The following is a 24,880-nucleotide window of genomic DNA, read 5'->3' on the forward strand; positions in this document are numbered from 1 at the left end:
AGTATGTAATTATATTTTTATATTACATAAATTTTATGATATTTTAAAAATTTGTATATATACAAATATTATTTAAAAAATATAATCCTACTTAATAAGAATTTACGAAAATATTTTTTTAAAAAAGAATGTAATAATATAAATTTTCTATAAATTTTTATCTTTGTTACAAAAATAGCTTAAAAGAATTAACATATGTTTAAAAAAATAACCAATGGCAATAATAAGTAATACTTATAAATAGATGCTTATATAATATATATACAATCATTTTAATTTTGATATACTAATATTTTACATATATTAATAATCATTAAATTTTATATAAAAGAATTATAATATAAATATATTTACACCCTAAAAATAATAACAAGAAATATACATGAATAATATAAAAATTTTTTCTCTTTAAAATATTGAATTTTTTATTAATTTTATATAAAACAATTCATTTATAAAATATCGAATTCATAAAATTTTTTTCAGGATTATAAATTTTATAAAAAATTTTTATATATAAAAAAATAATGTAGTGTTAATAGCATAAAAAATCATTATAAAACGAATAATATCGTACACTAAGTACCATATTCTTTTAATTCATTTAAAATAAAACAAAGTATCTTTGTGTGGAGTAATTTTGTTATGCACGTTTTTTTGGATCCATCCGCTTGGGCGGGTCTCTTTGTATTAATATTTTTGGAAACAGTATTAAGCATTGATAATATAATATTTATTGCTATTTTATCTAAACAATTACCACATTACCAACGTAATCGAGCAAGATATACCGGTTTAATATTAGCGTTATTGATGCGTTTTGGATTATTAATCATTGCATCTAGTTTAGTAAATTTAACTAAACCCATTATAACAAATAAATTTTTCACATTTTCTACAAAAGAAATCATATTACTAATTGGAGGATCATTTTTATTTTTTAAAACAATGTTCGAATTATACAACCATATAACAAATATTACTTATCAATCTCATAAAAAAAATAAACAATCGAGTTTCTGGTATGTAGTAATTCAAATTGTAATATTAGATGCAATATTTTCACTTGATTCTGTTATGACTGCTATAGGAATGATGCACAATATAGTAATTATAATATCTGCAGTAACTATATCAACTATTATAATGATATTTATATCTGAAGTATTTATTAATTTTATTAATTCACAAAAAACAGCAATAATCTTATGTTTAAGTTTATTATTAATGATTAGTATAAATTTAATTATAGAATCACTGGGTTTCTGTTTTCCAAAAGAATATTTATATATATCTATTGGATTTGCTTTATTTGTTGAAATTATGAATCAAATTAGAATCAGAAATATAATTTTAAAAAAATCTAATCAACCTCTTAGAACAACAATTCTATATTCAGTAAAAAAAATAATTCAACAAAATTTAGACAACAGAACTAATACAGTTAAAAAATCAGAAATATCATATGTAACTAATAAATCTAATCATAATTATTTAAACAATATAATTTCTACTAATACAATACAAAAAGAAGAAGTTAACATTATTAATAATGTATTAAAAATAGGTGATACATCTATAAATAACATTATGATTCATAAAGATAAAATTGTATGGATAGATATTACTAATAATTATAAACAAATAAAAAAGATAATATTAAACACTTCATATAATATACTTCCGGTGTGTTATAAGCAATTAAATGAAATAATTGGTGTAGTGCCTAAATATAAACTTCTTCATGCAATAAATACACATCAAGACATACATAATTTTGTAATGCAATATCCACCTATTATTATTCCAAATACAACCAGTACAATTAACATATTAAATTTATTACGTTATTCAGAAAATAATGTAATTATGATTAATAATGATTTAGGTTTAATTCAAGGAATGATAAAATATACTGATATATTTAATATAATTATAGGAAAATTTTTAAATTCAAAAAAAATGCCTAAAATAATAATTAATAATAATAACTGGATTGTACAAGGATCAATATCTTTAAATGATCTAAAAAAATTATTAAATATAAGAATTATTAAACCTAATAATCATTGTTATTCAATTTCTGATTTCTTACTCAATAAATACAAAAAAATTTCTAGAAATGGACAAATTCTTCACCATGGATCTTACTCTTTTTTTATACTACAGTCTAGTTTATATAAAATACATTTAGTTAAAATTATTAAAAATAAAAAAAATAACCATGACAAGTAAAATATACAATATAATTTATATAGAGTATATACAAAGGAATAATTTCAAACATGACTTTTACAAAAACCATATTAGCCTTGGATACAACATTATTTTCTTGCTCTGTATCTTTATTACATAAAGGCATAATATATAACTTATTTAAACAATGTTCTAAAAAACACGAAAAAAATATTCTTTCTATGATTACCCAACTTTTAAATAATGCAAATATTACTTTAAAAAATGTTAATTTAATCGCCTGTACCATAGGACCCGGAAGTTTCACAGGAATTAGAATATCTATAGGAATATCACGAACTATTTCTATAGTCTATAGAATTCCTGTTATTGGCTTTTCTACATTACAGATTTTATCGGAACAAAGTTGGAATATTAATAAAATTAATCGTGTATTGCTTACTATTCAAATATCAAAAAATCAAGTTTTATGGGCTAAATATTTAAAAAAAAAAACAGGTTTATGGACAGGACATCATACAGAACAATTATTTCAAAACACTTATAAAATAAAAAAAATAATAAAACATTATTCAGGAATTTGGTCTATAGTAGGATTAAATTTACATATGAACCATTTTAAAAAAAATGTTCAATTATTTTACACAAATATTACTACCCCTCATGCTAAATATATTATTATGTGTACTATCACATACTTAAAATATAATTTAAAATATAAAACAACACAACTGTATCCAAGATATTTACATACAATGTGCTAAATCACGTTTATTAACTAATTGTTTTTTGAACTAAACAGGAATATTAAATTCTAATGTAAATACATTTTTCTTATTTCTTTCTATTTTAATATATATTTCATTGGGTGAAACGTTGATATATTTCGCAATTACTAATAATAAATCATTTTTTAATTGCGAAAAATAATCTGGATTATAAATATTTTGTTTTTTTTTTTTAATAATAATTTGTAATCTTTTTTTAGCTAAATTAGCTGTATAATTTTTTTTTGATAAAAATAAATCCAATAAAATCATACTTATCTCCTAAACAACCACTGTAAAAAACTCTTTTTTTCTTCTTGCAAAAATCGTAATGGTTTGTTATTTCCAAGCAAACGTTGAGTTGTATCAGAATATGCTTGTCCAGCTATGGATGTAGTATCTAATACAATTGGTAATCCTTGATTCGAAGACTTTAAAACAGAAGAATCTTCTGGAATAACACCGATTAAAGAAATTTGGAGTATATCTATTACATCTTCTACACTCAACATATCTCCTTTTTGTACTTTTTTAGGATTATATCGTGTTAAAAGTAAATACTCTTTGATTGGTATATCATTATTTTCAGCTCTTCTAGATTTAGATGATATAATTCCTAAAATTCGATCAGAATCTCGAATAGATGCAATTTCTGGATTAGTTACTACAATTACTTCGTCAGAAAAATAGAAAGAAAGAATAGCTCCATTTTCTATTCCTGCTGGAGAATCACAAATAATAAAATCAAAATCCATTTTTACAAGAATTTGCAAAATTTTTTCTACTCCTACTTTTGTTAAAGAATCTTTGTCTCGGGTTTGAGAAGCAGGTAATAAAAATAAATTTTTTATACGTCTATCGCGTATAAGAGCTTGATTAATAGTAGCTTCTTTATTAATAACATTTATAAAATCATAGACTACTCTACGTTCACAACCCATAATTAAATCTAAATTTCTTAATCCTATATCAAAATCAATAACTACAGTTTTTTTTCCATACAACGCTAAGCCAGTAGCAATAGAAGCACTAGAAGTTGTTTTTCCAACACCACCTTTACCAGAAGTAACAGTTATAATTCGAGACATATTCTTCATACCTTTTGTATTATATTATACATCAAGATTTATTTTAAATATTTTATACATAAAATTCGATTTTTTAAACTAATTTCTACACTTTGACCTAAAAATTTAACAGGTATTTGTTCAATAGTTAAATATTCTCCAGCAATTGATACTAACTCTGCAAATAAACATGTACAAAAAATTTTTCTAGTAACATCTCCATTCATACCAGCCAAAACTCTTCCTCGCATATGTCCATATATGTGTATGTTGCCTCCTGAAATTAATTCAGCTCCAGAACTAACATTATTAGTAACAATTAAATCATTATATGGAGAATAAATTTTTTGACCAGAACGTATTAAATGATTAATAATATAACTTTTATAAGAGATAGATGAACGTGATTTTTGAAATATTTTATTTTTATGACAACTATTAATATTATTATTAGATCTTTTTAATGTAGCAGAATATTGATCAGAAAGAATAGGTAAACCAGAACATAAAATTTTTTTTTTTAAATGTTTATCCTTACAATCCATAATTCCAATCAAAAACAAACCAACTGATAAAATAAAATTTTTGATATTAATCCAATCAAATTTATGTGATATATTTTCTACATTTAATACGATGAATTTATTTTGAAAAAAAGAAGGAGATTCTTGAATTTTTTCACGCAAAAAACTTTCAAAATAATCAGGTTTTGTATTTTTTAAATAAACAACTAAAATAGAAAAATTTTTGTTTTTAAAAGTCACAGATTGATTTTTCATATATTTTAACCTAATACACTATAATTATTATATAATAACAATTTTTATATATAAAATAAATTTTATATATAAAATAAAACCTAATATTTTAAACTAAATAAAATATTTTTTTAAAAAAAGAAACAAAAAATTAATACTTATTCAAAATAAATTATTATATAATATTTTTATTTAAAAAAATAATTATAATGAAATTATTATAAATATAATTTTAAATATCACTAATATTCTTATAATGATTTGGTTAAAAACCATGAATAATAAATACACTAAATCTTCAAAAAAATCTAAAGAATATCAAATATTAAAGAAAAATTTTCAAATCTTTATAAAAAAAAATACTATTTTATCAGGAATCATACCAATAGATTTATGTTATAAAAATTTTTTCAAAAAATCTATTATGTACATTCAATATTATAATTTGTATGAAATAATTTTTAAAAAAAAACACAGCACTGTAATTTTTAACAATTTTTATAATCTACATCAGTTTTATTTATCAAAACAATTAATCTATTTTTGTACTAAAAACAAAGAAGAAACGCGTCTACAATTAACATATTTATTATCATGTATATCAAAAAATTGTATTATTTATGTAATTGGAAAAAAAAATAGTGGAGTTAATAGTATAATTAATATATTCAATAAATATGTTATATTTAATAAAGTAGATTATGCAAGAAATTGTTGTTTATATCAAGGATATATGCAAAAAAAACCAACATTTTATTTTCAAAATTTTATAAAAAAATACATCTGGAACAATACTATTATTTATAGCTTACCTGGAGTATTCGGATCCAATAAAATAGATCAAGGAAGTAAATTACTAATATCAACTTTTACTAAAAATATAACAGGAAAATTATTAGATTTAGGTTCTGGGACAGGAATTATTGGTATTTCTATAGCAAAAAAAAACCCTTCAATTGATTTAACATTAACAGATATTTATGATGCAGCAATTTGGTGTAGTAAAAAAAATTTAAAAAAAAACGGTTTGATTGGAAAAGTATTGTTTAGCAATATTTACTCTAAAATAAATATAAAGTATGATTTAATTGTCTCAAATCCTCCTTTTCATAATAATTTAAATATTACAGTAAGTTTAATCCATAAAATTATAAAAAATTCAACTAAATTTTTAAAAAAAAGAGGAGAATTAAGAATAGTTGTTAGTTCTTTCATATCATATAAAAATATTTTTAAAAATGAAGATATTAATTTTAATATAATATTAAAAACAAATCGTTATACAGTGTATAGTATACAAAATAATTAAATCATCATATATACAAACATATACCCGGAGCGGGACTTGAACCCGCAAAGCCATAAAAGCCGAGGGATTTTAAGTCCCTTGTGTCTACCAATTTCACCATCCGGGCATGAAATTTATCAATATTTAGTAATTAAAGGCGCGTCCTGGAATTGAACCAGGTTTCACGGATTTGCAATCCGTTACATTACCAATCTGCCAACGCGCCACATAATTATATCTATTTATATTATGTAAATTGGAGGAAGAGGGATTCGAACTCTCGGATAATTTCTCATCGACGGTTTTCAAGACCGCTGCCTTAAACCACTCAGCCATTCCTCCTAAAACAGATATATTAAGTATATTATAATAAAAAAAAAAACAAAAGTAAAGTACTTCAAAAAAACGTTTTAAAAAATTAAATCCATTAAGTTTATATATATATAATATATAATAAAAAATTATTACAATTAATAAAATAATTATTTTTTATTAAAAAAATAATTGTATTTATATACAATATCTAAACTACATGCTTTAAACAATTTTTTAATAACAAGTTTTTTTTTACTTAAAAAATCACAAAAATCATTGTTTTTTCTTATAAAATTAGAATTTATTCCTTGAATAAAAGTATTTTTTTTTAATAAACCATTTTTAACAAAAAAATTAGATACTTCTAAGGAACGTTTAAGAGGAAGTTTTACACCTTTATTCTTATTTTCTATAGAATCTTTATCATCAGAAATAAACAAGAAAACATTTTTTTTACCTATATGTAAAATTCTATTTTTTAAATTATTTAAGATACGATAAGCTGAAGGCGTTAATTTAGAACTATTAAAAAAACAAGAAATATTTTTATGTCTATATATAATATTTTTTATATTTTTCCTGTTTTGTAAAAATAATTGTCCTTTAATTTTTTTAAAAATATTATACTTTGGATCAATCTTAGGATATACATTACAATGCATTCCTATTCGTATATTATTCAATATACTAAATAGATTATTTAAATCTATTTTGTTAAACGATTTGTTTAAGTCAATATTCATATTAAAATTCAAGTATTGACTAAATAAATATTCTAAGCCGACAGCAAAAGTAGTTTGAATCTGTTTTTTTTTTTGTAAAATTAAAACATTATCAAACCTATTATCATTAATTGCAGTAGTTAATGTTGTACCTAATTTAGTATAAAAATTAATATTTTTTTTAACTGGATAATTAGCGCGAGCAGCGTACTCTGTGGTTGAGAAGTACAAACTGGATATGTTATTTTTAATATCTTTTATAATATGTTCAAATATGTTAGATGTTACTTCTATATTAAAACGAGAATTAAACTGATATTTTGAAAAAATTCCTGGATGTAATGCAAAAATACCTCTAGTTATATCGCTATAATTTCCGCAATATAAATTTTTGTATTTTTTGAATATTTTCATTGGATGTAAAGAATTACTGTGAATTCCAAAATGCCATTTTCTTGCATGAGACGTAGATTTCGCATGCGCTGTTGGAAAAAAACTAGATACAAATAAAATACATACAATAGTAATTTTGTTCATATACATTCCATTTATTAACGTTTAAAACATAATAATTATCATCTTTTTTAAAAAATTTTTTAAAAAATTATCAATACAATTGATATCATCTAAATAAATATCATTTATGGGAATTATTTTAATTTTTTTAAAATATATCAAGATATACAATATGATATAATGAAAAGTACATTACTCATATATTTTATAATAAAAATCAAATATTAATATTTTTATAAAAAATATTATAAAATTTTTAAGCATATATTATTTAAATTTATTTTTTAATTTTAAAATTAACTTATTTTTAACATCAAAACTAACAAATCAATAATACAATTTGTTTACTATAATATCAAGTCACCTTATAAATTTTTATATTAATAATCAATCTTTAAAATAAATTCTAAGCATACAGTTATATAGCTTATATAGAATTTTATTCTATATAAAAACTGTATTTTTAAACAAAATATCAATAAAACTAACGCAACGATTAATTAAATTTTTATGTAAAATATATTTTTTTTGATTAAAAAAAATATATTTTAATACGTAAAACTACAGTAGTATTATATTTTTTTTTAAAAGCTACTAGACTAGCTTCATATAATAATTAATTAAAAATTTTTATCAATAAATATAAAAAACCAAACAAAATAAAATATTTATATTTATTAAATAAAATTTAAAAAATATATAATAAATATTTTTATTACAGAAATTACTAAAAAATATATATAATATTGAATTATTATTTTATTCACTTTAAACTTTTAAACTAAATTATGTCATTTAGATTAAAAATATCAGTAATTCTTTAAATAATTATTTTTTAAAAAATTAGAAAATAAAGAATAGATTATGTATTATATATATTTGTAATAACATTATTTTTCAGATATTTATACATATTCAATAGAATAAATGTTTTGAAAAATAATATTTTCAATAAAAATATTTGATTTATGGTAATATATTCTATATATTCTGTATATTCTCATTAATAGTAAGAATTAAAACTATAATATGTAGTCAAAATAAAAAAATATATATTCATAAATTTCATTTTCATAAAACATTTAAAATCTTGAAAAATAAATTCTTTTATTTTTACATAATAATTACATTATTTTTTCCTATGTAGTATAGGAAAACTAATCTTCGATTCAATCAATTAAACAAATATAATTAAAATTTTTAAAAATACAACAAATACTAAAATATATATTAATTGCTGATAACTTAATATGTTATATTTTAGTTTTATCGTAATATACATACTAAAATAATTTCAATAAAAAAGATACTTTCTTGAAATCAAATGTTATATATGAATTTTTCATAATAAAAAAATTAATTTATAAAATTATTAATATATGTATATCATACATCAACTTTTGAAACTATTAAACATAAAATGCAAACATATTTGTTATAAAATTAATAAATTTTATATATACGTACGTAGTTTTTAATAATTAAAAACATTTAAACATTCTATTTATATAAATACATTATATATCAGTAATATTAATACTACTAAAAAATATAAAAAAAATATAAGTATATTTTTAATACTCTAGTGATATTTTTCATATATAAAAATTTATTTATATTAAAAAATATCTCTGATATTATTATGACTATATTTATATAAAAACATGTATATAATACTATACTCATAAAATAATAATATTTATGTATATAACTATATTTATAATAATGTATAAATAATAAAAATTTGTTTATAATAATAAAAAAATACGTAAAAAAACAATCTCAATTATTTTATTTTATAAAATAAAAAATTACTATTTGTAAAAAACAATTTTGTATTGTATTATATAAAAAATAAAATTTATTAATGTTTATTATAAAAACATATCTAATATATAAATTGTATGTCAAGAAAATCAAAAATAATAATAATAACATAAAAAATAAATTTTTATTAACAAAATTGTTTATGTATGATAGAATTATCTATTCTATAAATTAAATATATATTACTAAATTTTCTTATATTATAAAAATAATGTTTCTTTTGTATAAAAAGAAAATAGTTAATTAAGATTAAATATTTTATTAATTTTAATTAAAAAAAATTATTATACATTTATAAGCGCCAAGATATTTAATTAGAAATTTTTAAACCATAAACTATAATTCAAAAATATTAAACATTTAAAAAAATGGAAATGTAAATGAACAACACAATATATTCAACAATTATTTTAGATGACAAAAATATAGCAAAAAATAATTCTATACATACCAAAAAAACAGAAAATATAGAAACTGATTTTCAAAAACAATATATATATAACATAAAAATTACATCTGACCATAGAAAAATAATAAACAAACAAAATATGGAATCTGATGATGTTCATATACAACCATCAAATATCATTAATGAATCTTCTAAAAATTTAGACGATACAGAAATTGGATGGTTTTCTGTTTTAGACGATCAAGGTTATGAAAGATTTATACGTGATGGCCACGTTACAATAAATGAGAATAGAGAAGTAGCTATGGATAATTATACCGCTTTAGACAATAATGATAGACCAATAGTAGTTCCCGTAGGAACAAAAATACTAATAAAAAATGCAGGAATAATTGTAATTAAAGAAGATAATCATCAGAAAGGTCAAGAACCAATTTTTTTAGGACAATTAAAATCTACTTTATTGAATGATAATGATGTCATAGCTCATAAAAATAGTAAAATGCATGACTTAAACACCTCAGGATTAGAAAAATATAAAAAAAATGATTTAAAACTTAAATCTAAATTGATGTCACAAGAAACAATGATGGAAAAATATGAGCAAGAAACGATCAATTTAATGAACACACTTAAATTAGTTCGATTGATTGAATCTGATATGACGGCACAACAAGAAGACTATTAATTTGTTAAAATATTGAAAAAAATACATTTTTATTATAAAAATACAAAATAACCTAAAGTAGTATAAAATAATAGAAACTAGATTTATATTGGTTTCTATTATATGATTCTAATTTATAATTAAAAAAAGAATCTACAAAAAAACAAAAAAATTCAGTATTTATATATAAAAAATAAAAAAAAGTATATTTAACAATATAAAAAATCTATTTTTTATAAAAAAAATACATGAAAAACCATTATTATTACTAGGTGTAATATGACATAATGAAGTCTTTTTTTTTAATTTGCAAAAATATCTTATATTGTATGTTATTGACATTTCATATACATAATCAACCAATGTCTTATAATACTGTTAAAAACAAACCTTATGTTTTACAACCACTATCTTTAGTTACTAATATCACAAATAAAAAATCGATCCAAAATGATTTATCGTGGTTTACTACATATAATCATTACAAAGTTGGTGATGTTATAACTGTAATATGTAATGAAAATAATACTATCAGCACTATTGTTAAAAATACCTATAATTATAAATTATATAATAAATTATATTCTTGTTTATTTTTAATAAAAAAACACATTTCATATTTTTCTAAGCTAGAAAAAACGAGAAAACCACTCACTCTAAAAAAAACATACTTAAAAAATCAAATACATTCACATTTTTCGGTTAAAATAGTTTCTATTCTAAAAGATAAATATTTAAATGTATTTGGAGAAAAAAAAATATTGATTGATGATCATTATCAAAAATTCCAATTTTATGGAACAGTCAATCCAAAAAAAATAAATTTAAATGATTCTATTGAATTTTACAAAATATCTAATTTTGTTATAAAATATACACAAAAAACAAAAAAAAAGAATTTTTTTATTTTAAAAAATTTTTATATGATTTTTTATAATTTAATAAAAATTATTTAATCAAAAATATACATAATGCATTAAATAAAAAAATTTGATTACATGAAAAAAATATCAATATTAAAAAATATAATAATCATGTTTGTCTTACTACTAAATATATCAAGCGTATCAGCAAAAAAAATTCATAGTTTAATAAATATTTCTGGTATTAAAAATATACAGATTATAGGATATGGATTAGTAGTTGGATTACCTGGAACTGGAGATAACACATTACACATTCCATTCACACGTCAATCTTTGAATAATATGCTAATAAAACTTGGAATATATACAACATGTAATAATAATATACGTACAAAAAATGTAGCAGCTGTAATAGTAACAGCAATAATTTCTCCTTGGAGTTATGTTGGAAAAAAAATTGATATCACAGTTTCTTCTATTGGAAATGCTAGTAGTTTAAATGGTGGAACTTTATTAATGACACCTTTACAAGGTATAGATAAAAAAATATATGCTGTTGCTCAAGGTAATATATCCATGAATTGGAGAAAAATAAAACTAAATTATACAAAAAAAATTTCTATAAATAATCCAACACGAAAAAAAATAATTCATGGAGCAATCGTAGAAAAATCTACATCAAATATTCTTAATAAATATAAAAATGGAATTTTTTTATTAAAAATAAAACATAAAAATTGGTGCTTGTTACAAGAAATTTATAATACTATTAATATACATTATTTTGATATAGCTACTATTATAGATGGTAACACTATACAAATAATAATACCTAAGAACAAAAAATTACAAAATCAAATTTTAATGAATATTATGAATATAAATATATCTATAAAAAATTATAAAAAATAATTCATAAAATTAAAAAAATCAAAAATTATTATAAATAATATCAAAATATATATTTTAAGATACATAAAAATATATACCTTAAAATATATATTAAACTTAATATGCATTAGTATATAAAAATATGTAAAATTATATATATGTATAACTTAAATAAAAATTTTTATATAATTCTAATATTTTATTTAACATCACAAATATGTTAACTATAAATATAAAAATTTTATTAACATAAAATTATAAAAATATCAGTATATTATAAAAAATTTGTATATTTAATACAAGTTATACATAATTGAATACATATTTTTAATAAACCTTAATTTTACAGAATCAATATATGAATACTATTCATGCTAAACCAATATCCATTATTATTACGAAACATATGTCAGAACAAAGAATCGACAATTTTTTATTTAAAACTTTTAAAAAATTACCCAAAAGAATGATATATCGTAGTATACGAATCGGAAAAATAAAAATTAATAAAAAAAAAGTACAACCATTTTATAAATTAAAAATACATGATAACCTTACTCTATACTCAATAAAAATTGAGATAAAAAAAAAAATATTAATTTAAAATCATCAATAGTGCATTTATTTTTAAAAAATATATTATTTGAAGATAAATATTTAATTATTTTCAATAAACCATATGGAATCGCAGTACACGGAGGGAGCGGTATAAATTATGGTGTAATAGAAATATTTAGAAAAATTCGTCAAGAATTAGCATTTCTAGAATTAGTTCATCGTATTGATAAAGAAACTTCTGGAATATTAATACTTGCAAAAAAACGTTCTATTTTAAAAAAAATGCATGAAAATTTAAGAAACAAACTAATACATAAAGAATATTTAGCATTATTACATGGTCATTGGTCCGAAAAAAACACTACCGTTAGTCTTCCTTTACTAAAAAAAAAAAATGATCATCACAAAAAAAAAGTATGTGTTCACAAAAATGGAAAACCATCAATTACTCGTTTTAAAATTTTTCAATACTTCCATAATACTACCCTTATGTCCATAATTCCAATAACAGGACGCACACATCAAATTCGAGTACATGCTGCACAATTTGGACATCCAGTTGTTTTTGATCAAAAATATGGAGACATTAAAAAAGAAAAAAAAATCCTTCATAAAAAAAATGGCAGACTGTTATTACACGCTTATAAAGTTTTTTTTTATCATCCATTAAATAATGAAAAAATTTTTATAACTGCTAAATTAGATGAACGATTTAAAAAATTATTGAAAATATTTTCAAAAAAAAATATATTTAATAACTTTTAAATTGATATAATAATTGTAGTTGTTAAGAATGTTTAATATACTAAAAATATTACATTACAAATTAATAAAAATAATTATTAGTTATTGCAAGGAAAAAAAATGGCCGTACAAAAAAGCAAACCTAGTCGTTCAAAAAGAGGAATGAGACGATCTCATGATCACGTATTAGAGAAAAAAATATCTATAGATAATACTTCCAAAGAAATACATATTCGTCATCATATTACTGAAAAAGGCTATTATAAGGGAAAAAAAACATTTTTATTCCAGAAAAAATCTACAAAAATAATTAAATAAATTATCAATAATTTTATATAAATAAAAATTATATGGTAATTGCAATGAAATTGTATCTATATAAGATATAAAGTTTAATAATTTATTTTTAAATGAAATAAATTTCTATATTTTATCTTAATACCTCTTTTTAATATATGTTAGTAATTTTAATAAAAAAATTAATAAACAATGTTTACTATCATTAATTATTATAAATATTATTTATAATATATTTATACAAAAAAATATTTTCTATATACTATATAGTAGTATATAGAATAAACAGGTAATTCAATTTATGAAAAAAATTTCATTAATTTTTCCGGGATATGGATTATCTAATATAGATTATTTAAAATCATTTTTTAAAAAACATTCTGTAATAAGAAAAACATTTGAAGAAGCGTCTGACATATTGCACAAGAACATATACAATAACTGTTTAAAAAAAAAAAACAATTCCTTGTATTTACAAAAAAACATGCATTTATTGATATTTATATCATCTATTGCAATATATAAATTATTAAATCAAAAAATATATATTAAACCATCTATTTTTGCTGGACACAGTCTGGGTCAATATTCAGCATTAGTATGTAATAATAATATCTTATTTCAAGAAGCTTTAAAAATTGTAAATATACGTCATAAAATATTGTTGCTAGCTGTAAAAGATACTCGAGTATTAACATTAGTTATAATTGGATTAAATTATACTTTGATTAAAAAAATTTGTTCATTTATTTCAAATAAAAAAAAAGTATTTATTTCTATTATTAATTCTAGAACACAAGTAGTGATAACTGGACATTACTCAGCAGTATATACAGCTGGTCAAATATTTAAACAACAGTTACATGTAAAAGTAATACGTTTACCTATACCATTTACATCACACTGTGTTCTCATGAGAAATTATAAAAAAAAATTTTCTAAATCTTTAAAAAAAATAAAAATATCAAAAGGAAAATATCCTATCATTGGTAATTATCGTTCAAAAATTTTAACTTCTAAAAAAGATATATATATTTCACTACTAAAACAAATATATAAAAAAGTACACTGGAAACAATGTATTGTAAAAATAATTTCTATGGGTATCAGTATTTTTATTGAAATAGGCTTAGGACAAGTTTTAACAAATTTAAATAAAGAATACAGTAAAATTTCATCATACTCAACTAATAATAACCAAAAATTATCATTAATTGTTGATATAATAAAAAAATTATGAAAAAAAATATAGCATTAGTGACAGGAGCTAATAGAGGTATTGGAAAAAAAATTTCAAAAGAATTAATAAATGCAGGAATATATGTAATAGGTACTTCTACAACTCCACAAGGAGTAGATAAAATAAAAAAAACATTTAAAAATCATGGAATTGGCATATTGATAAATTTTTTGAAAATTATAGAAACCAAAAAAAAAATTCAACAATTAATTAAAAAATTCAAAATAATTGACATATTTGTACATAATGCAGGTATTATACAAGATAGTATTTTACTTAAAATGAATGATTCCTGTTGGAACAATGTAATTAACATTAATTTATCTGCAATATTTCATGTTACAAAAATTATTTTGTCACCTATGATTAAACAAAGATATGGGAGAATAATAGTTCTTAGTTCAATATCAGGTTATACAGGACAAATTGGACAAACTAACTATGCTGCCTCAAAATCTGGACTCATTGGATTTTCAAAGTCCTTAGCTTTAGAAGTAGCATCAAAAGGAATCACTGTTAATATGATTTCTCCTGGATATATATATACTGATATGACTAAAAAAATATTATCTTTAAAGAAAGAAGAAATTTTAAAAAAAATACCTGTAGGTCGTTTTGGAAATACACAAGATATTGCTTACGTTGTATCTTTTTTATCATCAAAAAAATCTTCGTATATAACTGGTCAAAATATTCATGTAAATGGAGGTATGTATGTTGATTTTAATATGTAAATTATTATTTTTATAAATAAAATTTTCATTTAACAAATTTATTTTAATTATTATTAAATACATAGGAAGTTATTATATGGGACATGTCTTTAAGAGAATAGAAAAAATTCTAGCAAAACAATTCCAGATAGATAATAAAGATATTTCTTTATCTAGCAATCTGAAAAAAGATTTACAGGCAGATTCATTAGATTTTGTTGAATTAATTATGTTATTAGAAGAAGAATTCAATATTGAATTGTTTGATATGAACCCAGAAAAAATACAATCTATAAAACATCTAGTTACATATATTAGTGATAAACTTAAAAAAAAAAGTAAAATACATATACATGAATAAATATCCTTGGTTAATCACTCAGTATTTACAGATAATTAATAAATATCGTAAAAATTCATTACATCCTATAACTTTAATTCAAGCCCCTACCGGCGTAGGAATTTCAAAATTAATCTTTAATATTTCTAAATGGATACTATGCTCACATAAAAATAAATTTACTAATTGTAAAAAATGCATATCATGTTTTTTAATAAACAAAAAAAATCATCCTGATTTTTACAATGTAAATTATATTTCTCAATATAAAAATATTGGAATTAATATAATTCGAAATATAATTAAGAATTTATATAAAACGTCACAACAAGGAGGATGTAAGATAGTTTATTTTTCAAATATTAATTCTTGTACTTTAGAAGCTAGTAATGCTTTATTAAAAACTTTAGAAGAACCTCCAATAAATACTATTTTTTTTTTACATACAAGAAATATCACACAAGTAATTAATACTATTAAAAGTAGATCAATTATATATTATATACATGCACCACAAGAAAAAATAGCTATTTCATGGCTAAAAAAAAAAAATAAACAACATAATTTTTTACAATTATTAACTGCGCTACGAATAAATAATAATGCCCCTATATCTACTCAAAAATTTTTAAAAAGTAATGCATTTAAGCAGAGAAATATATTTATGCGTGCAATACATACATATGTCAATGAAAAAAATGACAGTGATTTATGGAATATAATATTAGATTATGATGAAAAGATCATAACTACTTTAATTTGTTATTTTTTATTAGATATTATTAAATATAACATATGCAAAGATAACAAAATCAAAAATGTAGATCAATTAAAATTAATCAAAAAAATTGCACATATAAATAAATTTAACGTATTAAAAAATAATTTGATATCTTGGATTCAATTTCAACAAATACTATCTACGTCTTATCAAGTAGATAAACAATTAATATTCATAGAACAAATTTTTTTATGGATGAAAATACTACATATATAGAATTTTAATTAAAAAAATTAAGGATATTAAATATGTATCTAATAGATACTCATTGTCATATTAATCGCATAGACGATACTAATAAGCCTGAAACATTAGATTATATCTTAAAAAAAGCATATGCAAATAATATAAAATTATTCTTATCCGTATCTACCTCTATTGAAGATTTTTATAATGTATATAAATATACTTATACTCATAAAAACATTTTACTATCATGTGGTTTACATCCTAATGATCAACATACAAATAATGATTTGCAAAAAATACTATCATTATCTAAAAAAAAAAAGTTATTGCAATTGGAGAAACAGGATTAGATTTTTATAAATCTACAAAAAACAAAAACAAGCAAATTGAATTATTTAAATATCATTTATATATATCTGACATAACTAAAAAACCTCTAATTATTCATAACAGATATGCTGATTACGAAATATTTCAATCTCTAAATTCAAATAAAAATAAATTATATTCCGGAGTTATACATTCTTTTACTGGAACGATAGATACAGCAAGAAAATTTTTAGATGCTGGATTTTATATATCATTTTCTGGAATTATTACATTTAAAAAATCTAATGAATTAAGAAACGTATTAAAATTTATACCATTGAATAGATTATGCATAGAAACAGACGCACCTTATTTATCTCCAGAACCGTACAGAGGAATGATTAATCAACCATCGTTTTTATATTACACAGCAAAAACTATTCAAAAATATTTAAAAATTGATTTTTTTAAATTTACTAAAATTTTAAACAATAATTTTTTTAAATTATTTAATATTAAAAAAAAAAATATAACTAGTCTTATCAAGACTGAATAAAAGACTATAACAAATATGATGTAAATCAATATTATCAATACTATTAACCGTATACATGGTATCAGTTCAAAAAATTATTTAATAAAAATATCAATATAAATTGTATATGTATTTAATAAATCTAAATATTATAAATATTTTTAAAAATTATAAATCAAAAGAAAACATTAAAAATAAAAAATTTTATTTTTACAAATACATATTAATAATTTTTTATATAAAAATATATATTAAGTTATTACAATACATCAAATTACATTGAAAATTGTATTATCTATAAAAAAATCAATAATTAATGATATTTATTATTAATAATAAACAGGAATGTATAGTAATATGTTTGCTCTATTTTGCATATAAAATATATTTTTATATTTTATAAATATATTAAATAAAAACATACGTAACTAATTTGCATATAAAAAATATATATATTAAATAAATCAATTATATATTAATAAAATTCATATTTGTTCACACAAAAAAAAAATTATTTATAATTTATATTTAATAAATAATTTAAAAATCCGCATGTCCTACAGTTCTAGGAAAAGGAATAACTTCTCTAATATTATTAATTCCAGTAATAAATAATATTAATCTTTCTAATCCTAAACCAAAACCAGCATGCGGGACTGTTCCATATCTTCTTAAATCTTTATACCAATCATAATTTTTATTATTTAATCCTATTTCTTGCATTCTATGATCTAAATAATCAATTCTATCTTCTCGTTCAGAACCTCCAATAATTTCACCTACTCGTGGAATTATTATATCAAAAGCAGCAACTGTATTATTATCATCGTTTAGTCGCATATAAAATGCTTTTAATTTCTTTGGATAATTTCGTATTATTACTGAAGATTTAAAATGATTATCTACTAGATATTTTTCTTGTTTAGAAGATAAATCTTTGCCCCAAAATATATCCTCATCAAAAATATTTTTATTTTTTAACAAAATATCTATAATATCAGTATATTCTACATGTATAAAATTAATTCTCAAAAATTTATTTAATCGATGAATAATAGTATTATCAACTTTTTTTTGTAAAAAAAGTAATTCTGACATACAATTATTTAAAACATCTACAATAGAATTTTTCAATAACTGTTCAGCAAAAACTGATATGTCGTTAATATCTGAAAAAGATTTTTCTACTTCTAACATCCAGAACTCAGTTAAATGTTTTTTTGTATTAGAATTTTCAGCTCGAAATGTAGGACCAAAAGAATATACTTTAGATAAAGCACAAGCATAAGATTCTAAAGTTAATTGACCGGATACAGTTAAAAAAACCTTTTTTTTAAAAAATTCATTTTTTTTTCTTATACAATTAATTTGATTATTAGCATTGTTATTATCCAATATAGATACCCTAAACATAGATCCAGAACCTTCAGTATCAATACTAGTAATAATAGGAGTAGATACCCAAAGATATCCAAATTTATTTAAAAATTGATTTAATGACTGAAATACTACATTTCTAATTCTAGAAATTACTCCAATTAAATTAGTTCGTGGACGCAAATGACAATAACTTCTAATATATTCAATACTATGTTGTTTAGCAGACATAGGGTATATGTCTGGATTATCTATCCATCCCAAAACTTTTATATGAATTGCATGAATCTCATATGTTTGCAAATTTCCTTTAGATAATTTCAAATAACCAGAGATTAAAACTGAACAACCAATAGTTAATTTAACAATTTCTGTAAAATAATTGCATAGAATTTTCTTTGCTATTACCTGCATTGTAGATGTAGAAGATCCATCATATACAGTTAAAAAAGATATTCCTATCTTAGAAAATCTATTATTACGTATCCAACCATTAATAGTAATTAATTTATTTAAATGGTTATTTTGTTTATAAATATCTAATATAGAGATTTTTTTCATAATTATATCCTATTTTATAGTATATATATTTTTATAATATATAAACAATTTAATTTGATTATTTAACATATATTTTTTGTATATATTAATCTTTATAAAATCTATATGAATATCATGAATCTATGACCGCATATATTAATATAAAAACTAAAATAATCAAATCAAATATCTATCAGAAAAATTAAAAATTTAAAAAAAATTCATATATTTTATATTAAAAGTAACGCTATTATTATAAATATAAATTCATCTAGTTTTTTATTCAATTAAAATATTAACTTATTAAATTTATTAATATTTAAATGTAAAATAAAAATATCATTATTAATAAATAAATATATATAAAATAAATTATATTTATTTCAAAATATATCTTGTATTAATGCAAATAACAAAATCAAGTGCAAAGCTATATTATTTTTAATAATAGTTAAAAACTATATTAACATTTCTTTATACAATAAAGCCTATTATTTTTACGTCAATTTTATAAGCTTGCAATGAAAAAATCACTATTTATGCATAAAATAAAAATGATATTAATATATATACTATGTTAGTATGTTTTTAATAAAATAATTAAAATTGTGTAAAAATAGTATAATTTTTAAAAAATATGTTTAAAAATCACTCATAAAACACTATATAATGTTATGCAATTGATTTTTACAATCCATACAACAACATGAATTTAATTTAACTGAACATCTTTTACATTGAATAAATAAACGATGACAAGAATCATTAAAACAATTTATATGATTGTGATTAGTATATTTTTGACAATTTATACATATAGAAAACACATCATTAGTAACTTTTTTTGATAAACGCGCGTCAAAAACAAAAATTTTTCCTTTAAAATAATTAGGTAAATTATATTTTTGAACTTGTTTAATATAACTTAAAATTCCTCCATATATATGATATACATGAGAAAAACCATAATATTTTAATAAAGCAGTAGATTTTTCACAACGTACACCACCTGTGCAATACATTACAATTTTTTTATTTCTATATGGTTCTATGTAACTAGGTAATTTTTTTAATTGATCACGAAAAGTTCGTGCAGGTATAGTTAATGCATTACTAAAATGCCCAATTTCATATTCATAATCATTGCGCATATCAAGAAAAATATAGTCTGTATCAATAAAACATTTATTTACTAAAAATGCATTTAAATATGTACTTTTTTTACATTTAAAAAAACAAAAATTTTTGATTTTACTAGATACAATTTGTTTTTTTATTTTTATTTTTAAATCCCAAAAAGCCATTTGTTTATTTTCAAAAGTATAATTTATATACATTTTTTTAGTTTTTATATCAATTTTTTTAAAAAATTGAGCAATATATTTATATTTAAAAAAAGGAATACTAATTGTAGCATTTATTCCTTCTTTAGCAATATAAATTCTACCTAAAATATTTTTTTTTTCTAAATTTGATTTTAGAAAAAAAAACAATTTTAAAGGATCAATAACACAAAAATATTTATAAAAAGATAAAATAACCCGTCTATTATTAATAGAATGCAAATAAATATTTTTTAAATGCATATTTGAAGAAACTTTTGTAATTTTATACACAATAACAACCAATTTATTTTAAAAAATTCAAATTGCATAATATATACATATACAAGATGACATCATTTAGTACAATATGTATATATAATAAACAAAAAAATATTTATACTGATATTTGTTGTAATAAAATTTTTTTTTGATTATTAATTTCATACAAAGAATTTTGAAGATTTAATAACAAGTGTCGTTTTTTTGATATGAAAGATGTAGGTGCATTTTTTAAAAATTTTTTATTTATTAATAAATTTTCAATTGTGTTAATTTTAATACTAATAGACTGAATTTTTTTGTTTAATCTATTAACCTCGATATTTATATTTAATTTAGCATCTAGTATAATGAATATTTCTACGTCATCGATAATTCGCATTATAGAAGGAGGTAATTTATCAGTTACTTTAATTTCTATTAAACAATCTAAATAAGCAATTTTTTTTAACAGACTATTATGTTCTAATAAAAAAATTTTTTTTTGTAAAGTAACCTTTTTCAAATATACTTTTAATAATGTAGTATGTTTAACTTTTGTATCAATTCGAACAAATCGTAAAACAGAAATAATTTTTTTAAACCAAGATACAAATTTAATAATAACTCTATTATTTAGTGAACTGTCATATTGAGGAATAGGATTCAAAATAATAGATGAATTAAATATTGTATTTAGCTTGTCTAAAATATTCCAAATGTATACCGTAATAAATGGCATTATAGGGTGCATTAAAAGAACTAAAGAACTTAAAATCTGAAATAAAGTATTTTTAATTAATTTCTTTTCATATTCCTTACCACTATAAAGAATAGGTTTAATCATTTCTAAATATTGATCACAAAATGTACGCCATACAAATTTATATAATAATGACGATAACTGATCAAATCTAAATGATTTTAAAAAAAAATGATATTTTTTAATAACATTATTAAATTTTGAATAAATCCACTGATCTAGCAATATAGTAGAAAAATATTTTTTTGTAAATACATTATTTTTAATGTTGTTAATAACAAAACGACTAGCATTCCAAAGTTTATTACAAAAATTTTGATATCCTTTTAATCTATTCATATCCCAATGAATATTTCTACTCGTAGAAGCTAAAGATAAAAAAGTATATCGAACAGCATCAACACTATGAGAAGAAATGCCTTGTGGAAAATTTTTTACAGTATTTTTTTTAATAAAATCAAATTTTTTCGAATGAATTAAATTATTTGTTCTTTTTTTAATTAATTTTTTTAAGCTAATTCCATCAATAATGTCTAAAGGATCTAAAACATTACCATAAGATTTAGACATTTTTCTACCATGCTCATCTCGTATTAATCCAGTTATATATACTTTTTTAAAAGGAATTTGAGGTTTTCCATATTTATCCTTAATGATGTGCAAGGTTAACATAATCATACGAGCAATCCAAAAAAAAATAATATCAAAACCACACACTAAAACATCAGTTGGATGAAACATTTGTAATTTTTTTTTATCTGTTGGCCAACCTAAACCAGCGAACGTCCATAAGCTAGAAGAAAACCAAGTGTCTAATACATCCGGGTCTTGTACTAGAAGTACATTTTTATTTAAAGAATATTTTTTTCTAATAGATTTTTCATTTTTTCCTACATAAATATTATCTTTTTTATCATACCATATCGGAATTCTGTGTCCCCACCATAATTGACGTGAAATACACCAATCTTGAATATTATTCATCCAAGATAAAAACATATTTTTATACTGTTTTGGTATAAATATAATTTTTTTTTCTTCTACAGACCTAATAGCTTCTTTGGATAAAAATTTAGTACTCAAATACCACTGATTCGTTAATCTAGGCTCTAGAATTACTCCACTTCTATCACCATAAGGCATGGTACCTGTCCAATTACTAGATTTTTTTAACAGATTTAGTTGCTTTAATAAAAATAAAATTTTTTCTCGTACAATAAAACGATCTAAATTTCGCAAATTTTTAGGAACAAAATTATCAATTGTATTAATATATTTCCCTTGATAATTAAAAATATTTAATTTTTTTAATACTTTTCCACTTTTTGTAAAAATATCAATCATAGGTAACTTATTACGTATACCAATTTCATAATCATTAAAATCATGAGCAGGTGTTACTTTCATACACCCAGTACCTTTAGTCATATCAATTGAATCATCACTAATTACTGGAATAATACGATTTACAATAGGAACTATAACGTGACTACCAATATATTTTTTATATCTTATATCTTGTGAATGAACAGCTAAAGCTGTATCTCCCAGTAATGTTTCTGGTCTCGTGGTAGCAATAGTTAGACTTGTTTTATCAAGTGAATCTATATTGTTACATTTAGATGTTAAAAAATATTTTATGTACCACATTGTGTTATTACTAACACGATTTTCTACTTCTAAATCAGAAACTACAGTTTTAAATTTTGGATCCCAATATACTAATTTCTTATGTCTATAAATTAATCCTTCTTTATATAACATAATAAAAACTTTGTTAATAGCTTTTGAAAAATCAGAATCTAATGTGAAACGAATAGTATTCCAATCAATTAAATGACCTAATCTTTTTATTTGATTAAACATGATCAATTCTGATTTTTTTTTCCAAACATAGACTTTATTTATAAATTCTTCTCTAGAATATGCGTTCTTATTTTTTCCCTCTTGAATTAATAAATTTCTTTCTACTACCATTTGCGTTGCAATGCCAGCATGATCTGTTCCTAATTGCAGTAGTGTATTTTTTCCAGACATGCGTTGATATCGTGTTATTACATCCATGATAGTCTGCTGAAATGCATGACCCATATGCAAGTAACCAGTTATATTTGGTGGAGGGACCATAATACAAAAATTTTTATTTTTTATATTATTATTGTCATAGTTAATACACTGATGTGTTTTCCAATATTTTTGTATTTTTTTTTCTATTACGTTAAAATTATAGTTTTTATCCATAGTCTTACTACATCTATTCAGTTATTTAAAATTATATAATATATTATTTTAACAGTTAACAATTAGAAATATTGTTTTATTTATATATTATATGTTAAATAATACATTTAATAAATATTAATAAAAATTTTTAAAAATAGTTGTTTATAAAAAAAAAATTTTATAAAATAAAAAATTTCTAATATTTAAATTTTATATTTAACAAATATCTTATTTTAAAAAACAATTCAATTGTTATTCTTATAAAAATCTGATTATAGTTATAATATATATATTTTATTTAAAATTATAAATATTAATTAATATTTAACCATATGAAATTATATTCAAAAAATTATTTAATTAAAAAATTATGTTATTTTATTTTTAAAAAAAATAAAA

At 20.2% G+C, this 24,880-nt stretch carries 20 protein-coding genes, 3 tRNA genes and 1 pseudogene; 14 read left to right on the forward strand and 10 right to left on the reverse strand.

Annotated elements, in window-relative coordinates:
• Positions 1 to 645: 645 nt before the first annotated feature.
• Together BUCISPPA3004_RS01060 and tsaB are read left to right on the forward strand one after the other, a co-directional pair.
• The gene (locus BUCISPPA3004_RS01060) at positions 646 to 2,235 is read left to right on the forward strand and encodes a TerC family protein (protein ID WP_154048900.1); all 1,590 of its coding nucleotides are present in this window, start codon (positions 646 to 648) and stop codon (positions 2,233 to 2,235) included.
• A 50-nt stretch (positions 2,236 to 2,285) separates the two neighbouring features.
• Positions 2,286 to 2,960, forward strand: a complete 675-nt coding sequence (gene tsaB, locus BUCISPPA3004_RS01065; RefSeq protein WP_154048901.1) for a tRNA (adenosine(37)-N6)-threonylcarbamoyltransferase complex dimerization subunit type 1 TsaB — start codon at positions 2,286 to 2,288, stop codon at positions 2,958 to 2,960.
• A gap of 30 nt (positions 2,961 to 2,990) precedes the next feature.
• Here the strand turns inward: tsaB and minE are convergent, their stop codons facing one another.
• The 3 genes from minE to minC are packed head-to-tail and all read right to left on the reverse strand — an operon-like array spanning position 2,991 to position 4,809.
• On the reverse strand, positions 2,991 to 3,236 hold the full coding sequence (gene minE / locus BUCISPPA3004_RS01070; protein ID WP_232036873.1) for a cell division topological specificity factor MinE: 246 nt from the start codon (positions 3,234 to 3,236) through the stop codon (positions 2,991 to 2,993).
• A gap of 2 nt (positions 3,237 to 3,238) precedes the next feature.
• On the reverse strand, positions 3,239 to 4,051 hold the full coding sequence (gene minD / locus BUCISPPA3004_RS01075) for a septum site-determining protein MinD (protein WP_154048902.1): 813 nt from the start codon (positions 4,049 to 4,051) through the stop codon (positions 3,239 to 3,241).
• A 38-nt stretch (positions 4,052 to 4,089) separates the two neighbouring features.
• Positions 4,090 to 4,809: a septum site-determining protein MinC gene (minC, locus tag BUCISPPA3004_RS01080; protein WP_154048903.1), complete on the reverse strand. Its 720-nt coding sequence runs from the start codon at positions 4,807 to 4,809 to the stop codon at positions 4,090 to 4,092.
• A 253-nt stretch (positions 4,810 to 5,062) separates the two neighbouring features.
• Here minC and BUCISPPA3004_RS01085 point away from each other — a divergent pair, with 253 nt between their 5' ends.
• Positions 5,063 to 6,097, forward strand: a complete 1,035-nt coding sequence (locus BUCISPPA3004_RS01085) for a methyltransferase (protein ID WP_172598688.1) — start codon at positions 5,063 to 5,065, stop codon at positions 6,095 to 6,097.
• A gap of 21 nt (positions 6,098 to 6,118) precedes the next feature.
• Here BUCISPPA3004_RS01085 and BUCISPPA3004_RS01090 read toward each other — a convergent pair.
• The 4 genes from BUCISPPA3004_RS01090 to BUCISPPA3004_RS01105 all read right to left on the reverse strand — a co-directional run bounded on the left by BUCISPPA3004_RS01090 (position 6,119) and on the right by BUCISPPA3004_RS01105 (position 7,650).
• A tRNA-Leu gene (locus BUCISPPA3004_RS01090) sits at positions 6,119 to 6,203 on the reverse strand.
• Positions 6,204 to 6,231: 28 nt separating this feature from the next.
• Positions 6,232 to 6,302, reverse strand: a tRNA-Cys gene (locus BUCISPPA3004_RS01095).
• 31 nt (positions 6,303 to 6,333) lie between these two features.
• A tRNA-Ser gene (locus BUCISPPA3004_RS01100) sits at positions 6,334 to 6,418 on the reverse strand.
• 140 nt (positions 6,419 to 6,558) lie between these two features.
• Positions 6,559 to 7,650, reverse strand: a complete 1,092-nt coding sequence (locus tag BUCISPPA3004_RS01105; protein WP_172598689.1) for a hypothetical protein — start codon at positions 7,648 to 7,650, stop codon at positions 6,559 to 6,561.
• Between the two features lie 2,186 nt (positions 7,651 to 9,836).
• Between BUCISPPA3004_RS01105 and BUCISPPA3004_RS01110 the strand changes: the two genes are divergently transcribed.
• The 11 genes and pseudogenes from BUCISPPA3004_RS01110 (at position 9,837) to BUCISPPA3004_RS01155 (ending at position 18,016) form a co-directional block, all read left to right on the forward strand.
• The gene (locus BUCISPPA3004_RS01110; protein ID WP_154048906.1) at positions 9,837 to 10,553 is read left to right on the forward strand and encodes a hypothetical protein; all 717 of its coding nucleotides are present in this window, start codon (positions 9,837 to 9,839) and stop codon (positions 10,551 to 10,553) included.
• 266 nt (positions 10,554 to 10,819) lie between these two features.
• Complete coding sequence (locus tag BUCISPPA3004_RS01115; protein ID WP_154048907.1) at positions 10,820 to 11,488, forward strand: flagellar basal body L-ring protein FlgH; 669 nt, start codon at positions 10,820 to 10,822, stop codon at positions 11,486 to 11,488.
• A gap of 42 nt (positions 11,489 to 11,530) precedes the next feature.
• Positions 11,531 to 12,310: a flagellar basal body P-ring protein FlgI gene (locus BUCISPPA3004_RS01120; RefSeq protein WP_154048908.1), complete on the forward strand. Its 780-nt coding sequence runs from the start codon at positions 11,531 to 11,533 to the stop codon at positions 12,308 to 12,310.
• A 337-nt stretch (positions 12,311 to 12,647) separates the two neighbouring features.
• Positions 12,648 to 12,893 (forward strand): S4 domain-containing protein, encoded by a 246-nt coding sequence (locus BUCISPPA3004_RS02095; protein ID WP_232036874.1) that lies wholly within the window; start codon positions 12,648 to 12,650, stop codon positions 12,891 to 12,893.
• Between the two features lie 11 nt (positions 12,894 to 12,904).
• Positions 12,905 to 13,612, forward strand: a complete 708-nt coding sequence (locus BUCISPPA3004_RS01125; RefSeq protein WP_232036875.1) for an RluA family pseudouridine synthase — start codon at positions 12,905 to 12,907, stop codon at positions 13,610 to 13,612.
• 99 nt (positions 13,613 to 13,711) lie between these two features.
• Positions 13,712 to 13,909 (forward strand): 50S ribosomal protein L32, encoded by a 198-nt coding sequence (gene rpmF / locus BUCISPPA3004_RS01130; RefSeq protein ID WP_154048909.1) that lies wholly within the window; start codon positions 13,712 to 13,714, stop codon positions 13,907 to 13,909.
• 280 nt (positions 13,910 to 14,189) lie between these two features.
• Positions 14,190 to 15,128 (forward strand): ACP S-malonyltransferase, encoded by a 939-nt coding sequence (locus BUCISPPA3004_RS01135; RefSeq protein WP_154048910.1) that lies wholly within the window; start codon positions 14,190 to 14,192, stop codon positions 15,126 to 15,128.
• Complete coding sequence (fabG, locus tag BUCISPPA3004_RS01140) at positions 15,125 to 15,862, forward strand: 3-oxoacyl-ACP reductase FabG (protein WP_154048911.1); 738 nt, start codon at positions 15,125 to 15,127, stop codon at positions 15,860 to 15,862. The genes BUCISPPA3004_RS01135 and fabG overlap by 4 nt, the downstream gene beginning before the upstream one ends.
• A 76-nt stretch (positions 15,863 to 15,938) precedes the next feature.
• The gene (gene acpP, locus BUCISPPA3004_RS01145; RefSeq protein WP_154048912.1) at positions 15,939 to 16,202 is read left to right on the forward strand and encodes an acyl carrier protein; all 264 of its coding nucleotides are present in this window, start codon (positions 15,939 to 15,941) and stop codon (positions 16,200 to 16,202) included.
• On the forward strand, positions 16,195 to 17,178 hold the full coding sequence (locus tag BUCISPPA3004_RS01150; protein ID WP_154048913.1) for a DNA polymerase III subunit delta' C-terminal domain-containing protein: 984 nt from the start codon (positions 16,195 to 16,197) through the stop codon (positions 17,176 to 17,178). Before acpP ends, BUCISPPA3004_RS01150 begins: the two co-directional genes overlap by 8 nt.
• Before the next feature lie 32 nt (positions 17,179 to 17,210).
• Positions 17,211 to 18,016 (forward strand): annotated as a pseudogene (locus BUCISPPA3004_RS01155) (TatD family hydrolase).
• Between the two features lie 519 nt (positions 18,017 to 18,535).
• Here BUCISPPA3004_RS01155 and asnS read toward each other — a convergent pair.
• The 3 genes from asnS to BUCISPPA3004_RS01170 all read right to left on the reverse strand — a co-directional run bounded on the left by asnS (position 18,536) and on the right by BUCISPPA3004_RS01170 (position 24,499).
• Positions 18,536 to 19,933, reverse strand: coding sequence for an asparagine--tRNA ligase (gene asnS / locus BUCISPPA3004_RS01160; RefSeq protein ID WP_154048914.1), 1,398 nt, complete (start codon positions 19,931 to 19,933; stop codon positions 18,536 to 18,538).
• 641 nt (positions 19,934 to 20,574) lie between these two features.
• On the reverse strand, positions 20,575 to 21,528 hold the full coding sequence (locus BUCISPPA3004_RS01165) for a rhodanese-related sulfurtransferase (RefSeq protein ID WP_154048915.1): 954 nt from the start codon (positions 21,526 to 21,528) through the stop codon (positions 20,575 to 20,577).
• Between the two features lie 103 nt (positions 21,529 to 21,631).
• Positions 21,632 to 24,499, reverse strand: coding sequence for a valine--tRNA ligase (locus tag BUCISPPA3004_RS01170; RefSeq protein ID WP_154048916.1), 2,868 nt, complete (start codon positions 24,497 to 24,499; stop codon positions 21,632 to 21,634).
• Positions 24,500 to 24,880: the final 381 nt, after the last annotated feature.

The sequence above is a fragment of the Buchnera aphidicola (Cinara splendens) genome, assembly GCF_900698975.1.
Classification (GTDB): domain Bacteria; phylum Pseudomonadota; class Gammaproteobacteria; order Enterobacterales; family Enterobacteriaceae; genus Buchnera_F; species Buchnera_F aphidicola_AI.